Raw genomic sequence first — 17,747 nt, forward strand, 5'->3', positions numbered from 1 at the left:
GTATCCTTCCATAAGGGTACGCTCTTTTTTTTGTCTTATTGCAGATCTGGATGCCGCTTACAGAAAAGTTGGGCGGAGTCCTTCATATTATGGGCTGCTGGACCGATAAAATAATTATCATCAACAAAAGGGAGAGGTTAATGACATGCAGCGCATGAAAAAAACATTTATCTGGACACTTCTGTTCGCTTTATTGGTATCCTTAGTCCCGCCGGGACTTATGAATATTGCGGCGGCTGCAGATAAGCCGACCAGTTACTTTACACCGGATAATCAAAAGCTTCGGAATACGGTTGATCTGACTTTACTTCCATCATCTTCAGTGCCGTCATTGCAAATTGCCAGAGATAATGTATTGCAGGTGACAGATGCAAGCCTGACAGTTACAGGTACCTTTACAAAGGTAACCAGTTCTACACTCGGAGCAAATGTACAATTATTAAATTGGGATCAGCAGAACAACAAATGGCTGGAAGATCCTACACACGTAACACCGGGAGTGGTCCAACTGGATGTTGACAGCCCCGATAACCGTTTCAGTGCCAATCTGACCTTGTATCCTGGTATGAACCGGATTACATTGACCGGATCGCAAGGCAGCAATGACCGCTCAGAAGCATTTTACGTTCTCTTCGATAAGGTTCCTTATGTGGAGAAGCTTCAGGTTCTTGGAGGATCAGAGAAGCTGAATCTAAATGAAGGCGCACAGTTAGTCGTAGCCAACAAGGAAATCACACTTGAAGGTAAAGCGCAGAATGCCACCAAGGTTACGGTTTCCCTTAATGATGGCACTGCTTCAAGCACATCATTATTGCAGGATGGCACTTTCTTTTCCCAGCGTATGGAGCTTAAGCCTGGGGTGAACAGCCTTAAGCTGGTTGTACAGAATGGTTCTGACACACTCAGCTTTCAATATTCAATTTTCTATTATGATGAGAAGAACCCAATAGTCGCTATGTACTTAGGAGATAGTACCGGTCAAGGGCAGGACCTCTTGTACGGTGATCAGCCAGTGATGACAGAGGATAAAGATACTGCCAGCCTATTTGTCCAGATGATGGTTCCAGACAATGCCGGAGTGCCTTTCAGCGGTTCGGCAGTTGTGAAGCTGGATAGTGCAGTACCCGCTATTGAATATGGGGAAGGATTAACCCTTGGAAGTGGTGGTACTGTAGAGTTAAAAGTAGGCAATGGTGAAATTTTGGTGCCATCTCCAATTAAGGATTCGCCTGCTTATCGGCTGGTAACATTTAAAATCCCTTTGACCTTAACAAAGGATAATGCAACACCTGCCAACCGTTTAGAAAAGCAGACGCACAATCTTTCAGTAGCGTATGGAACCAAGACCGTTAACCGGTCCATTGATTTTCAGTATATGAAGAATAACATTGTAATTACAGATATGAAGTATCTGCCTGGATATAACGGAACAACAGGGACAGTACCTGCCGGAGTAGCGCTGAATGGGGCTAAGGTGGATTCTGGAGAATTCTATATCTTGGTTAAAACCAATACAGCTATGACAACCACTCCTGTAAAGCTGCTTGCAAGCTATTTGCCTTTGTCCACCAGAGTTTTAGCGCCGGAATGGATAAAGGCGGTATCGCCAACAGAACATATCTTTAAAATTACGGATTTCCAGAACGGGAATCAGACCGTCCGGTTCAAGATAGATGGCTCATCCTCAAACAAGGATGTTAATATTTCTTTTGCCTCGAAGAGCTACATTTATGTATCCAACCTTACGGATGGGCAGACTTATGTAATTAACTCCAGCGAGAGCAAAGTATTGAACGTAAAGGGACAATATATCGACTTTAATCTGGGTAGCAGCTACTTCCTGGCTGAAATGTATGTGAATGGGTTGAAAATAAAACCTACAGGAACAGAGAAGTGGCCAAATCCAAGTGATGGTGCTTTTTCTGTAGATTTAAAAATTGATGCAAGTGCAGGCCCTATTGTATTCGGGGAGAACAAAATTGTCCTGACAGGAACAGGGGTAGATGAAAAAGGACAGGTTCGTGAGGTCCGCAAGGAACTGCGTGTCTATATTCTTGATGAGAATGTATCAACCATCAGCAAATTCCAGCCGGCCTTAGGCACAGGAAGACCTACATTCCCGGACGCTAATTTTGGACCAACGGATGTACTGCTCACGAAGCTGTTCAATTTGACACCTGATTTTATTTATAATGATACAAAGTATACAACTAGTCTGAAAACCTATGATTTGGTGCTGCGAGGCAGCGGGGCAGTGAAGCTGAATCTGAACATGGGTACCAAAAATATATTGTCGCTTGATATTCCGGCTAACGCCAGTGCTGCTAATACAGCAAGCCCGGTGTTTGCGGATCAACGTTATACTACCAGCTTTGCCGGCAGTCAGAAGGATTTCGTAATGCGGATTCAGGATCTCACCAATGATACACCGGGAACCTACATCTATACGCTGGAACTGATCAACAGCACGGGTGCCAAGACTAGTCAGAAACTGGAGCTGATCCGGGAGGTCAGTGCTTACCGCATTCTGTCTCCTCAGCCCTCTGTAGGGACTCAGTATGTTGTGAACAAGAACTTTGTTCATTTTGATATTGAGGCTGAGGGAGCTACAAGTGTAGTTATTGACAAAGAGCAGGCCGTTAAGCGAACGGATCTGGGACCGGGCAGGTTCGTTCTGGATTACGTAGGCTTGAAGCCAGATAAGGCAAACAGCATCAAAATTCAAATTGTCAGAGGAAGCAGTACAAGTACAGATACTATCTCAATATTCTATACGGGCACTGTAGCAGTTGATTCGCAATACATGGCGCCTAAGGTAGCGGACAAATACAGTGTATTTAATAAGAAGCTAGAATTGACCTTCCCGAAAGGGACTGTAATGCAAAGTACAGATACACGCAATCTGAAGAAGTTCTATCCTGATACCAAACTTCGCTTCGGTATTGCTGAACCGACAACAGGTGTGGTCGAACGCCGTAACGATTATGGCAATGTCATCGGCTTCCCGGTAACATTTGAAGAGAGCGGAATTCCTAACTGGACCATTCCCGATGAATTCTCACTTCGTTTCAGTTCTCCATATGAGAGCAGTAACTTCGTAAGAATATCCGATGTGTACTGGATTAGCGGAGGCTTGGGCGAATTGGGTACAGTATCGACTGGAGGGTACATTCCTGCAACGAATGGCCTGGCTCCATATTCTGTAGATGGTTTGTTCGGTGATCCGCAGACTCCGGCAGAACGCAAGATCACACCGTCCAAGCGGGGGAAACTAACCCTGGCCTTTGACTCCAATGTCGTTGACGATGCGGGGACCGTTGTAACTGTATTCCAATATAACTCCAACCGTGAATGGGTGAATATTGGTGGTACTGTGGATACCAACAAGCATACAATCAGTGTTCCGTTTGATGAATTTGGTTATTACAAGGTTATGAAAATGAGCCGTGGCTATAACGATATTACGAATCACCAATGGGCCCGGAACATTCTTAATGCCCTGTATTCCAAGGGGATCATGAATAATCTTCGTTTTGAACAGTTTGGCACAGACGATCAGACAACAAGAGGAGAGTTCGCGACCCTGCTTGTTAAGGGCTTGAATCTGCCGCTTAACTACGATAGTAATAAGACCTATTCAGATTTGGTTCCAGGGGCCAGTTCAGTAACCTGGGATTATGAACATATTGAGACAGCATCCAGAGCCGGAATTGTGACTGGACTTACCGATGGGGTATTTGGTCCAGATCAACCGATTACGCGTGAGCAAGCAGCTGTGATGATTGCCAGAGCACTCAAGCTGAAGCTGCCGGTTAATGATCAGAAATTAAAGGATGCAGTAGCCAAGTCCTTCCTGGATTCCGGTAAGATAGAGTCCTATGCATTAGCCGCAGTTCAGGCCGTGTCAAAGGCTAAAATTATGAATGGGGCTGAAGTGACCACTACGGGACAAAAGAAGGCTTCGTACAACTTTAATCCTAAAGCCAATATGACAAGAGCTGAGGCTGGTAAAATAGCTGTGGAGCTTTTGAAGAAAAGCACTACAATTTTCCCTAAAACCCTGAGCTAGGCAGTAACAGTCCCAGAGTAAAAACCTTATTCAGGTTAAATTACCATTCGGACATCTTTGTAATCTGCTCCCATTTGCGTTACAATGTCAAAGAAACCATTTTTACGTGAAAGGTGAAAGCCATCGATGAAACCGATTTTATCAAAAGCACAATTGGATTACACGAAAGCAAAGAATATGTTTGAGAATAGAGCAAAGGTTATGGAAAAGGAAATTGCAGCGAAGCGGGCTCTGCAGGAGATCACTCAGGAGGTAATGGAAGAGCTTGTCCAAGCAACTGGCTTCCATGATGCTTATAATGAACTTGTTATTGCTGAGAATGCTTTGATCGATTGGTCCCATAGCACCATCAAGCATGAGAAGACCTACCGTGAGAACCGCGCGGCGATTGATGCCATGTATGAGAATGTAAATGCAAGCCCTGAGAAGCGCCAGGAGTTAATACAGCTATCGATGAAGATTCGTTAGCCCTGGATATACTGAATTGAAGGTAAGGCTGCTGAGTTGATCTCAGTAGCCTTTCTTTATGTCAATCATTATCCGGGAACGTGTTAACCCTGCTGCAATGTGGGTATATACTTATTAGCTCGAATGTTGGTCAACAAAAAAATCACATTTAGTATGCAATATTTGTTTATGAACTTAGCAAATATTGTTTAATGACGTTTGGAATGCCTCTATGCTATACTGATTCCCGTAGCCACCCAACATTAACAATAGTTAGTAGAACATACATATTGTATCTTCTAGAGTATCGGGGCAGGGATACAGCAGGGCAGAAAAAGTTTTTTTAACCAAAGCGCAACTTTTTTGAAACTATTGCGTTTAAGGTGTAGAGTCACTTGCACAAGGCAATTGCGGAATGCCCTCAAGGCATTGTTCATTGCTAAATGGAAAAATTAGCTTTACGTGACTAGAGGCACATTGTATAATACTTAGGTAGAATTAGGAATCTAGTATTACTATGCCTTGAAGCTGTTTACAAGTTTCTGTGATACCCGTCACAGACATTATTTATACTTAATCTGCTCAACTCGGGAAAGGGGGTGCTCGACAAATGAGTGATATGAGCTACACAACTAAAGAAAAATCCCAGTTTATGAATGTCCAAGGAGGAGAAAAAAAGGTTATGAAGAAAATTTTATCCGTAGCATTATCTACAGCAATGGCATTCTCGATGTTTGCCTCTGTAGCATTTGGTGAAACAGCAAAGGTAACTTCACAACAAGCATTTGATGCTTTAGCAGCAAAGGGTGTTGTTAATGGGTTCCCTGATGGTAAGGCTCATCTTGATAAAGATCTGACTCGCGGAGAATTCGCTAAGATCGTTACTAAATTGTTCGGTCTTACTGAAGTAACTGGCAAGTTGTCTTACAACGATAAAGGTTACAACGCTAAAAACTGGGCTGTTCCTTACATCGAAGCAGTTACTGCAGCAGGATTGATGCAGGGTCAAGATACTGTTAAAGGTATCTTCAACTACAACGGTAAAGTAACAGTTGAAGAAGTAGCTAAAGTATTGGCTATCGCTCTTAAGCTGGAACAACCAACTACAACTGATAACAGTGCATCTGTATGGGCTAAGGGCTATGCGCAAGCAGTTATCAACGCTGGTCTGGTAGAGAAAACTGCCAACTTCAAAGCTAACGCTCTTCGTTCTTTGGTAGTTGAAACAGCTTACTATGCTGACCAAATCGGTAAAGTTCCTACATTGACTGTAGCTTCTGCTGAAGCAGTAAGCCCAACCAAAGTAGTTGTAACTTTCTCTGACAAAACTACTGCAAACGTTGAATTGACAACTGCTCTGGTAGCAGGTGTTGAACAAACAATCAACTTCAAACACCTTGAAAAGGACTATACTGCAAAAGTAACTCTGCAGGCTCCTAAGGTTGTTTCTGTAACAACTCCAAACTCGAAGCAAGTAGTTGTTAAGTTCAATCGCACAATTGACACTGATACTGTAGCTGAATCCAGCAGACTGCTTGATGAAGTTATCAAGATCACTAAGGTTGGCACTAAGGACAATGATGCAGTTAACGCTAATGTGACATTCAATGCCGATAATACTGAGGCTGTAATCACCTTGGCTAACGTTCCAACTATCAAGTTCCTTAAGGGTAACTACAACATCGAAATTAGTGGTGATATTCGCACAACTTCTGCAGAATCCATTCCAGCTTTCCTTCAGACTGTGAATGTTGCTGACACAGTAGCTCCGACTATTGTATCTACAACTGCTGCTGCGAAAACAAACACTAAAGATGTTTATGTTAAATTTAGCGAGCCAGTAAAAACTACGGGTATCGTAGCTTACGTTAACGGTGTATCTGCTCAAGCTACTGCTACTACTGCTACTTATGATGAATTCAAACTGACTGGCGGATCACTGGATAGTGGTAAAACTTATGATGTTTCTCTGCAGAATGTATCTGACTATGCAGGAAATACCATTACACCGAATCCTACAAAAACTACAGTTACAGTTACCTCCGATGTTGCAGCTCCTGTCATTAAGAGCGTAACTCCGGTAAGTGACAGATTTATCGAAGTTGAATTCGATAAAACAGTAGACCGTGCATCTCTGGTAGGTAACGTTCGTTTGCTGAACTCTTCTGGTGAAAGCCAAGGTACTTTCTCTGTTCTAACTTCTGAGAATGGCAAGAAGTTCACTCTGCAATCGCCTAGAATTTCATTCCCATCCAGCAACACTTTCACCGGTTCAGTTGTGTTCGGTGCTAATGTTAAGGACACACTGGGCAACATCCTGGGAACGGCTTCTAACCAAGCCATCACATTCACTAAGGACACAGTGGCTCCAACAGTGACTAATGTAACTTACTCGACAACTACAGCGAACAAAGGTATTGCCTTGAGATTCACTAAGGATGTTGACTATGTTGGTAAGGGTACTGTATACCTGATCAGTGAATCAACTGGTGAATCCATTATTGTTCCAACTACCGGATTCAAGAAAAACAACGAAAAAACTATCGTCCTTCCAGTTCCAGCTTCTGTAGCTGCTGGTAAGTACACTCTGCGTGTACCGGCTGGTTTGGTGAAAGATAAATCTTACAGTGGCAACGAAAATACTGCACAAGTATTGGATGTTACTCTGGGAGCTTCTTCCACTGATGATAAGGGACCAGAATTGTTCCTGCCAACTGCTGGCGCAACACCGATCAAATTCATTGACAGTGTGAAAGTTAGCGGAGACAGCGTTACTAATACTGTATATGGCGAAGCAACCATTACAGTTGATCTGAAGGATCCAAGTGGTCTGAATAGTGCGACTTTGATTGATCCAAACAGCTATACACTGGACGGTAAAGCACTTCCAGCTGGATCATTCCCATCTGTAACTACTCTTGATTCTAATGGTAATACAATTGGATCTACGAAGAATCCTGTATATGCTCGCGTAACTATTAAGATTCCTAGTAGTGCAATTGAGACCACTAAAACTGATTACGAGTTCATCGTAAGCGGAGTTACTGACACTGTTGGTAACGGCATTGATGGTACACAAGCTAAAGCTAAGGGTAAGCTGACTAGCAGAATTAAACCGACCCTTAACACTGCAGCAGTATCTGGAGGAAGCTCCACTGAACTGATCCTTGGATTCTCTAAAGATGTAGTTGGTCTTACCAAAGAGAACCTCACAAGTAACCTGCAGTTCTTTATCAACAATGATGTTGTTGATAACCAGGCTGTTAAGAAAGAACATATCGTTTCGGTTACTGAAATCAAGTACGGTTCTGACAAGGGTAAATGGTCTGTTAAGTTCTCGAAACAAATCATTGATTCTAAAGCAGGTGCCCTTGAGGAGCTTGACCTTAACGCTAATGAAGTTAACAGAATTATTGTTAAAGTCGTTAAAGGCGCTACGTTCACTGATGGTGACGGAAACGTTATTAAAGACGACACTAACGAAATTTACGCTAAGTAATCTCCGATTACCGAAGCAAAGAATAGCCTCTTCGGAGGCTATTCTTTTTTTATAGCCATTTATCCCACTATGAGGAGGAATTACTTTTGAAGACGGCTTGGAAAGTTACGATGTCCGCAGTGCTGCTGGCAGGTGGCCTGTGGGCAGGCTCCATGCTCAACTTAACGGCTGAAGGCGCCGGTGTTGGATCACAGCCAGGAACGGCTGAGGACCCGGTGGTTACTAAGAGCTATGTGGACCAACAGATTCAGAAGGCTTTGCAGGGTGGAACAATTAGTCCACCTACTCAGACTCCGGCTGCTACTGCAACTAATGCACCGGCTGCAACCACAGCTCCAACCAAAGCGCCGGCTTCCGGTTCGGGTGACACAGGCAATACGGGCAATGCCAGCGAAATCGTTGATGTGAAACCTGGACAAACCCTGATTGCCGGGGCGGGTGCTGAATTTATTGTTCGCGCCGGCAAAGCGGTTATTTATTCCCAAGATGCTAATGGAGTAGCTGATTTGACGGATGGTGTCGATTTGGCGAATGGTGTAGCTGCGCCTATGAATCATCTATTATCTTTCCCCCGGGATGGCCGTGGAATTGCTGTACAGGACGGTCAAACGATGAAAATCGTTGTTATGGTCCGTGGAGCATATACTCTGAAATAGCTGCAATCTTTTTTTAAGAACACTTCAATCGACATTTTTCTTTCTATATAAAGAATGCCCTATTTTGGACCTCCATATACACCGGAACTCATTCCCACAGTTGACAAACATTAAGCCGACTCAGGCCTTTGCGATTCGTACACAATACCACCTGTAATCTTAAAAAAAATTCGCAGGAGGTGCTGTAACATGGCACGTACAAATCGCAGTGTGGTACCAGAAAGCCGGGCAATGCTGAAACAAATGCAATATGAAATTGCTTCTGAATTCGGATTATATGGAGCTTCGTACGGCGGAGGGATGGATACGGAGTTTGCTTCTGAGCTGGGGACGATTGGCGGAGCAAGTGTTTCTGGAGGTACTCCATATCTGGGACATCTAAGCTCCAGAGATAATGGATCTGTTGGCGGGGAAATCACAAAGAGGTTGATCAAACAGGCAGAGCAGTCTCTTTTCGCATAACTGGCTTCAATTGACAGCCACCGGTAAATAAGATAATATGACCTTTGAGGAAGGCCGTAGACCTTTTCCATCCGGAAAAGGTTCATTTTTTGAATAAAACAGGCATTGGCCATTATTATTCTACTACTTATATTTGGCCTGTTATCTACTAGGGAGCCCCCTTGAATACAGTGTCAGATCAACAATATGGGAGGTTGTTGTATATGTCGATCAAAGGGCGTCATCTGTTTACTTCTGAGTCCGTAACGGAGGGACACCCCGATAAAATCTGTGATCAGATATCCGACGCGGTACTAGATGCATTTCTTGCTAACGATCCTAATGCCCGTGTAGCTTGTGAGGTAGCTGTAGCAACAGGTCTTGTGCTTGTCATCGGGGAAATTAGCACTAAATCTGAATATGTGGATATTCCGGCAATCGTACGTAATACTATTAAGGAAATTGGCTATACCCGCGCGAAGTTTGGCTTTGATTATAATACTTGTGCGGTTCTTAGCTCGTTGAACGAGCAATCGGCAGACATTGCCCAGGGTGTAAACGCTGCTCTTGAGCATCGGGACCCTGCGTCATTAGCTGAAGAGACTGCTAACATTGGTGCCGGTGACCAAGGTCTGATGTTCGGGTTCGCTACGAATGAGACACCTGAGCTTATGCCGCTTCCGATTGCCCTGTCTCACCGGATTGCCCGGCGTCTGGCGGAAGTCCGTAAAGATGGAACTTTGAAATATCTGCGTCCGGATGGCAAAACCCAGGTTACGATTGAGTACCAGGGCGACAAGCCGGTGCGTGTGGATACTATTGTTGTGTCTACCCAGCATGCAGAAGAAATTACCCTTGAACAAATTCAGGCAGACATCAAAGAGCATGTCATTCTTCCGGTTGTTCCGGCTGAGCTATTGGATGAAGCCACTAAATACTTCATTAATCCTACTGGCCGCTTTGTTATTGGTGGTCCTCAAGGAGATGCCGGTCTGACTGGACGCAAAATCATTGTGGATACATATGGCGGTTATGCCCGTCACGGCGGCGGAGCCTTCTCCGGTAAAGATCCGACCAAAGTGGACCGTTCTGCAGCCTATGCGGCTCGTTATGTAGCGAAGAATCTGGTCGCTGCCGGCCTTGCTGACAAGTGCGAGATTCAATTGGCGTATGCTATCGGTGTTGCTACCCCTGTATCGATCAATGTGGATACATATGGAACGGGCAAGATCAGTGAGGAGAAGCTGGTTCAACTGATCAGCGATAACTTTGATCTTCGTCCGGCGGGAATCATCTCGATGCTGGATCTGCGTAAGCCTATCTATAGACAGACAGCAGCTTATGGACATTTTGGCCGCACAGATGTGGACCTTCCGTGGGAACGCGTAGATAAGGCGGATTTGTTAAAGGCCCAGTCTGGAATCTAAGAAATTAAGAATAAATATGCCCATACAGAAGTCCTCATGAAGAGGGTGATGTGTGGGCTTTTTTTTGTGAAAAAGCAAGCCGATGTGCCCGCAGCCGTCATCTTCTAAACTTTGGAAGCCCTTTAGCCGAAATATAACAGTATACAAATACAAGAAGTGCTGGAAGGGCTGAAAGGGGTTTTTTAAGAATGAGAAAGAAATTAAGAATAGGAACGGCAATTATCATTGCAGGCAATCTGCTGCTTGGTCTGGGCAGTCCGGCTATCGGTATACATACATCAGCGGTATACGCCGCTTCGGAATTCGGAATCAGCATTTCTCCTGCGAACGGGTCTGCTTTTGTAAATGTCGGGGCTTCGCTGGGGCTTGGCTTTGACCGCCAGGTGATCCCGCAAGCCGGGAAAATCACCATTACAGATGTAAATGCCGAAACGGTATTTACGGAAATTGCAGTCGGGAGTGCAGGACTAATCGGAAACTCGTCAAGCTACGAGATCAAGCTAGGCGCCAGCCTTAAATTTGCTCCCTACAAAACATATAGCGTAAGTGTGCCTAAGGGGCTGTTCAAGGATAGCGCAGGCAATGAATCTGCGGCAACAAGCTGGAAGTTCACGACAGCTCCGGAGGTAAATCCGGCGATTACAGCAAGCAGCATGTCTCCTGCCATCAATTCCAGAGTAGAGGCAGGTAGCTTAACGGAGCTGAGTATTCGCTTATCTGGAGTCCTTACAGCCGGAGGAGGCAGCGTCAGGCTGCTCTCGTCAGCGGATAACGCGGTTATACAAGAGTTTGCGATCAGAGATGGAGAACCTGGCGTAGCATTCCAGAGTGCAGATTCCTCGACAACGGTGACGTTGACACTGGCTAATAAGCTTCCGTCCGGCGGGAATTATTATGTGCTTATCGACGCTTATGCATTCAAGGATGCTAATAATACAACCTATCAGGGGATAGCAAGCGGCAGCGGCTGGAGCTTCTCCACGGTCGGCACGGGTACTATCTCTGCATCTACGGCTCCGGCCAATGCATCTTTTGGCGCATCGGTTAGTGGAGCCCTTAAGCTATACTTCGACCGCCCGATGAGTCCGGCCTCTGGAGTAATCTCGGTCTCTCCAGGTGCAGGGGACCCTAGAACAAGATGGCTGAATGTCAATTCAACGAATGTTACCGGTGGGGGAAGCTCGACAATAACTCTGTTGCCAGCCTCCGCAGCTTCACCGCTATTGAGCGGTACGCTATATACTGTGACAATACCGCAGGGTGCTTTTTATGATCAGGATGGTCATCTCTTTCCGGCCTCAGGTCCGTACTCCTGGACGTTCACGACGGCATCACTGACAAGTCTGTCTGTAGCCGCGTTAACACCAGCGGACCGCAGTGAGTCGGTAGATATCTCCAAAACGATTGCGGTTAATTTCAACCGGGATGTTATCAATAATAGCACCGTCACGAACGGGGTTGTTCTGTACAAAAGCAATGGATCTAAAGTGACAGCGACAGTTCAGCAGGGCGCCTCTGCCAAGGAGTTTTTAATCAAGCCGACGGCAGCATTGGAATCAGATACGATCTATTATATCGACATCGCCAAAGGAGCGTTCACGGATGCCGCAGACCCCAGCGTGCAGTATGAGGGATTAAGCGGTACCAAGTCCTGGAGCTTCCGCACTGTGGCCATAGATAAAACTCCACCCTCGCTGACGAGTGCAGTGCTGGAGAACAACCGGACGATCCGCCTGAGGTATAATGAGTCGCTTAACGCTTCAGTGGCGCTGCTGGCTTCCAGCTTCGGGGTAACCGTTAATGAGGAAACCCGGAATATTGAGAGTGCCTATATTCAAGGAGACAGTGTATTTGTAGTGATTAGCACAGGCATCGCTGTAGGGCAGAATGTAAAAATCAGCTATACCGGCGGCGTGCGGACGATTCAGGATACGAGCGGGAATGCTGCGCCTACCTTTTCTGGACAGCAGATCACTAATACTATAGAATCGGCGCTCCCTACGCCCAAAGAAGGCAGAATTACTGGCAGAACAGTGACACTGACCTTCAATGATACGCTCAAAACGGTCTCTCCATATGCGTATGATCAGTTTGTGGTAACAACTGACGGGTATTCGCTTGGGGTGAATTCTATCAGCTCCAGCGGCAACACCCTTTATTTAACAGTGGGTTCCGAGGTGGGCAATTCGGAGTCGGTCCGGGTATCCTACTACGCCGGTTCGTATCCGCTGGTTAGCTCTCTGGGGCAGAATATTGCAAACTTCGCTGAGTTTAACATCCGCAATAGTAAGGATAATGTGCCGCCGGTGTTCCAGAATGCGACGGGTGCGGGCAATAAAATCATTCTGAATTATAACGAAGGTCTGTCCACAACCAATTTACCGATGAATAGCCAGTTCTCTGTACTGGTTGGCGGCAAACCAAACTATGTTACCAATGTATCGGTAAGTGGATCGCAGGCTACATTGACCCTTCAGACTGCTTTGCCAGTTAACGGAACAGTGACGGTATCCTATGTTCCAGGTACTCTTGGACTTAGTGATCTGAATGGTAATCGTGCAGCCTATGTTGATCTTCAGCCAGTGTCTGTAACTTCAGCCACGGTAGTATCGGAGATCAGCGTAGCTACAGTGAAGGGCAACGAACTTAATGTTACTTTTAATAAGAGCATGCAGTCATCTTCGAAATTGTATGTTAATCAGTTTGGGATTAAGGCTGATGGAAGCAGCATTGATGTTCAGGATTTCAGCCTGTCTGGAACTCTTTTGAAATTGAATCTCTCGCAAGCAGTGACGGCCGGGCAAAAGGTGGAGCTCTCTTACCTGTCGGGTGCGGGGATGATTACAGACACGAATGGTAACTCTCTTCCGTCCTTCAATTCCTTGTCTGTTCAGAATCTGACCACTGGTGTAACGGGCAATGGAAGCCGCCCTTCTTACCTCGGAACCCTGCCTGCCAGTGAGTTTGGCAAGGAGTACCCGCTACTGAAGAGTGATTCTGCTCTTGCGGTTACAGATCTTTCGGTCTACAAACAAATGGTTAAAAGATATGATCTGAATGCAGAGCGTATGGCTGCCAGTTATCAATATCTAAAGCTTGCAGGTACGGATGAGTTGGTATTCGAGGTTCCCTCTACAGAGAAATCAGCCTATGTTACCGTTCCATTAAAAGCTCTATCGGATGCAGCCACAAGCAACAAGAATGCAAAACTGATTATCCGGTACGGAGATCAAATGTATGGTGTAAAACTAAGCGACATTGATGTCAATTCGCTAATTGCTGGTTTGGGAACAGATATCAATAAGGTCTCACTTGTGCTGCGTATGGAGAGTGTTCCGGGCGGGACGTTCTATTCGTTCGAACAAAAAATCGGAAGCCAGGCGATGCGTAACGTTACCGGTCTTATGGATTTACGTCTTACCGGTTCAATTAAAGATAACTACTCCAATGCCAAGGAATTAAATGTAACAGGACAGTACATTGTTCGTAACCCTGCTGTACTTAACTCTGCACAAACGATGGCTGCCGGAGTAGATTCGACATATAATGATGCTATTTATTTGCCGGCCCAAATTGCTACAGTGGGCAGTAATAGCGTTGTTAGTGCACGCACGAATGGTAACCAGGTGGTGGGGGTGTTCATTTCCTTGCGTACCTTTGGAGATATGACCTCACATTGGAGTAAGACTGCTGTAGCAGAGTTAGCCGCCAAAAATATCATCGATAGCAGCTATGGAACTGCGTTTAAGCCTGATCAGCCGATCACTCGTTCTGAGTTCGCTGTGATGCTCAGCCGGGGCTTAGGTTTACAGGCAGTACGCGGTGGAGCTTCCCAGTTCAAGGATGTACGTCCTTTTACACAAACAAGTGACTTCATAGAAGCCGCAGCCAAAGCCGGCATCATCACCGGCAATACGGACGGGACCTTCCGCGCGGAGGATAAAATTACCCGTGAGCAGATGGCGATTATGATGGTGAGGGCGCTGGAGTATACGGGGCAGCCTGTAACGCTAAGTGCATCGGTAATGGATACGCTTAGCCCGTTCAAGGACCGGGCGAGGATTCTGAGCCAGAGTATCGAATTTGTAGCCAAGGCAGTCAAGGCGGGGATTATTCAGGGAGTCAGCACCACGCAATTCCAGCCGCAGGGTAATGCTACCAGAGGGCAGGCTGCGGTCATGCTGCAGCGGATGCTGAAGACAGCAGGTTATTTGTAAGAGCAAGGGAATTGTATAGTTAAGCAGAGCATCCGGTCTATGGGCCGGGTGCTTTTTTGGCATACCTGGACAGCTCCAGCGTGACTCTGCCCATCCGGTAAAACCTGCTAGTTCTCTCCAATTTTCGCAACTTTTCGAGCTGAATTCAGTCTATTAAAGGTATAGTCTATTACTATGAACTGATATCCAGGTCTTGATAGCGAAGTAGAAGAGTACAAATAGATGGGAGAGTTACACTGAAATGAATGAGCTTTTCATGGGGAAAAAGAGTACTGAGTCAACACGGGGAAATCAATGGTCGCCTGCTAAAAAATGGATTGCTGCATCCCTGGCGGGTGTAATCTGGATCATGCCGGTTGTCGGGAGTGAAGGTGCAGGATGGCTGGGCGCAAGCACTGCGCCGGTAGCACAAGCAGCAGCGTCCTTCTCGGCGACAAAGCTGAGTGAAGAGGTTATCACTTCCGGTGCGATGATGATGAAATATAAATTTACCACAGTGCGTTCAGGTAAGAGTGCCACAGGACTGGCCAGCGTCATTCGTGTCGATCTGAATAATCCTTATGTCTCTCTGGATGTCATGACCGGCAAAGGCGGGAATCTGACGACACGGCAGAGCACAGGGGGCATGGCGGCGGAGACAGGAGCCGTCGCGGCGGTGAACGGGGATTACTTCAATACCGGCGGAGAAGGTGCGCCGATTGGCGGTCAGGTATCGGGCGGTGTGCTGGTGTCCACTCCTTCACAGCTAAACGGAATGTATGCTTTTGCAGTAACCAAGGACCGTAAACCTATCATTGATGAATATACGTTTGAGGGGATGCTGACCGCAGAGGATGGTTCCCAGTTCCCGCTGTCCGGCATCAACAAAGGGGCCTACAATCCCGAAGGCGGCAGCTCGACTTACAGTCATGCTAATGCCGCTTATATCTACACAGATGCGTGGACAGCGCTGGAGCGGCCTAAGGGCAGTTCTACTACACCAACAGAGGTGCTGGTAGAGAATGATACGATTACCCAGATCTCGCTGGATTCGGCGTTGCCGGTGACCGTGCCCAAAGGGGCTTATATTCTGCGGACGCACGGGCTGGCTGCCGAGTTCGTCAAGGCACATCTGGTTGTAGGACAAAAGATAAACAGTACCTATCTGCTCCGTTCCAAAACCACCCAGCAGGAGCTCGATCCTTCTACGCTGCAGATGATGATCGGGGGGCATACGATTCTGGTCAATAACGGCAAGGCGTCGTCGTTCTCCCGTTCTACAAGCAGCATTGGCGGGTACCGGGCGCGTACAGCGCTGGGCTATTCCCAGGATGGCAGGTACGTATATGTCATTGCAGCTGAGAAGAACAGCAATAGTGCGGGTCTGTCGCTGACAGAGCTGCAATCCTTCATGACGAATATCGGGGTGTGGAAAGGAATTAATCTGGACGGAGGGGGCTCTACAACGATGGTAGACCGCCCGCTGGCTGAAACCTCGACTACGCTTACCTTCAATACCGAATACGGCAAGGAGCAGCGCACAATCGTTAACGGCGTGGGAGTATATACTTCTGCTCCGCAAGGTGAAGTGAAAGGAATCAAGATCAGCGGCAGCTCGGTACTGTTAATCGGGCAAAAGGCCACATACTCCCTGAAGGGCTATGATACGTACTACAATCCGGTGGATGTAGCGGCGGCTAATCCGGCCTGGACCGCAAGCGGCGGGAGTGTGACTGTGAATGCGGGCGAAGCCACGGCCGTCAAGCCGGGAACCGTCAAGCTGAAGGCGACCAGCGGAACAGCGAGTGCGGAGACCGAGGTCACCGTTCTGGGCGGAGAAGACCTGTCCAGCCTGATTGCAGGTACAGCAACTGCACCGCTGCAAGCAGGAGCCACTGTATCGGTTCCGGTTAGCGCGGTGTCGAAGAGCGGGGCAACGATAGCTGTTCCGGCAACCGCACTGAAGTGGGAGTTTATCGGCTTCAAAGGAAGTGTGGGGGACGGCAAGCTTAAAGTGGAGTCAGTCGATCCCGGCGTAACTACCGGATATGCGATTGCCCGCTATGACGGCTTCAGCACGGCGGTTGTCTTGTCTACTGCAGCTGCTACGGCGTGGGAGGATTTCGAGAATGCCAATTATCCGTTCGCGTTCACAACCAATGCGGCAGGGGTTACTGGAACAGCAGCAGTAGTTGCGGGCAGCGCAGAGCGTGCAGGCTCGAAGGTCTTATCGCTTAGCTACGATATGAGTGCAGGCACCGGTAAAATGTACGCATACGCCCAGTTCAACGGTACAAAGGGCAAGGATATTCCGGCGGCGGCAACCTCCATGTCAGTCGATGTGATGGGGGACATGAGCCTGAACTGGATGCGTGCCGAGCTGACAGATGCCAGCGGAAAGACGGCCTATATTGATTTGGCGAAAGTTATCGACTGGAACGGCTGGAAGACGCTTAATATCGATCTGTCCGGCTCAGGGATTAAATTCCCAGCTTCCCTTAAGAGACTTTACGTGGTAAATGTAGAAGAAGGCCAGGATGAACGGGCCAAGACAGGGACAGTGGCTTTTGATAATATTTCCTTCGTGATGCCATCGCTCTCCAGTGAGGCGGGACTGCCCAAAGGGACGGCGGCGATGAGCATTGGAGGCAAGGCGATGACGGTTAACGGCACCAAGCGGCCGATTGATGTTGCGCCGATCGTGAAGGACGGCAGTACGTATGTGCCGATAAAATATGTTCTGGACGCGTTCGGCGGCAATGCGGTCTGGGATGCGAAGACTAAGAAGATTATGGTCCTCCGGGGCTCTAAGGCGCTGGATCTGACCGTGAATAAGAAGGAGTTCGTACTGAACGGGAAGCGGCAGAGTGCTGAAGTAGCACCGATGATTCTGAATGCCAGGACTTTAGTACCGCTTCGACTCGTGACAGAACAGCTCGGACTCACTGTAAAATGGGAACAGAACACTAAGACCGTAACTATCGAATCGTGATATGTTAATATAAAGGAAAG

8 protein-coding genes are annotated in these 17,747 nt (G+C 46.9%); all 8 read left to right on the forward strand.

What is annotated here, in order from left to right; translation table 11 throughout:
• Positions 1-145 precede the first annotated feature (145 nt).
• The 8 genes from MKY64_RS30160 (at position 146) to MKY64_RS30195 (ending at position 17,727) form a co-directional block, all read left to right on the forward strand.
• Positions 146-4,069: an S-layer homology domain-containing protein gene (locus MKY64_RS30160; protein ID WP_036721691.1), complete on the forward strand. Its 3,924-nt coding sequence runs from the start codon at positions 146-148 to the stop codon at positions 4,067-4,069.
• 126 nt (positions 4,070-4,195) lie between these two features.
• Positions 4,196-4,537 carry a hypothetical protein gene (locus MKY64_RS30165; protein ID WP_036721689.1) on the forward strand — a complete coding sequence of 114 codons (342 nt, stop codon included), beginning with the start codon at positions 4,196-4,198 and terminating at the stop codon, positions 4,535-4,537.
• A 589-nt stretch (positions 4,538-5,126) separates the two neighbouring features.
• On the forward strand, positions 5,127-8,015 hold the full coding sequence (locus MKY64_RS30170; protein WP_051477751.1) for a DUF4469 domain-containing protein: 2,889 nt from the start codon (positions 5,127-5,129) through the stop codon (positions 8,013-8,015).
• An 86-nt stretch (positions 8,016-8,101) separates the two neighbouring features.
• Positions 8,102-8,671 (forward strand): hypothetical protein, encoded by a 570-nt coding sequence (locus tag MKY64_RS30175; protein ID WP_036721688.1) that lies wholly within the window; start codon positions 8,102-8,104, stop codon positions 8,669-8,671.
• A gap of 189 nt (positions 8,672-8,860) precedes the next feature.
• Entirely contained in the window at positions 8,861-9,133 is a 273-nt protein-coding gene (locus MKY64_RS30180) for an alpha/beta-type small acid-soluble spore protein (RefSeq protein ID WP_036721686.1), read from the forward strand.
• A 203-nt stretch (positions 9,134-9,336) separates the two neighbouring features.
• Positions 9,337-10,539: a methionine adenosyltransferase gene (metK, locus tag MKY64_RS30185; protein WP_076084485.1), complete on the forward strand. Its 1,203-nt coding sequence runs from the start codon at positions 9,337-9,339 to the stop codon at positions 10,537-10,539.
• Positions 10,540-10,727: 188 nt separating this feature from the next.
• Positions 10,728-14,756, forward strand: a complete 4,029-nt coding sequence (locus MKY64_RS30190; RefSeq protein ID WP_340957566.1) for an Ig-like domain-containing protein — start codon at positions 10,728-10,730, stop codon at positions 14,754-14,756.
• 256 nt (positions 14,757-15,012) lie between these two features.
• Positions 15,013-17,727: a stalk domain-containing protein gene (locus tag MKY64_RS30195; RefSeq protein ID WP_340958202.1), complete on the forward strand. Its 2,715-nt coding sequence runs from the start codon at positions 15,013-15,015 to the stop codon at positions 17,725-17,727.
• Positions 17,728-17,747 lie beyond the last annotated feature (20 nt).

It is taken from the genome of Paenibacillus sp. FSL R7-0210 (assembly GCF_038009085.1).
GTDB classification, from domain to species: Bacteria; Bacillota; Bacilli; order Paenibacillales; family Paenibacillaceae; genus Paenibacillus_AQ; species Paenibacillus_AQ silagei.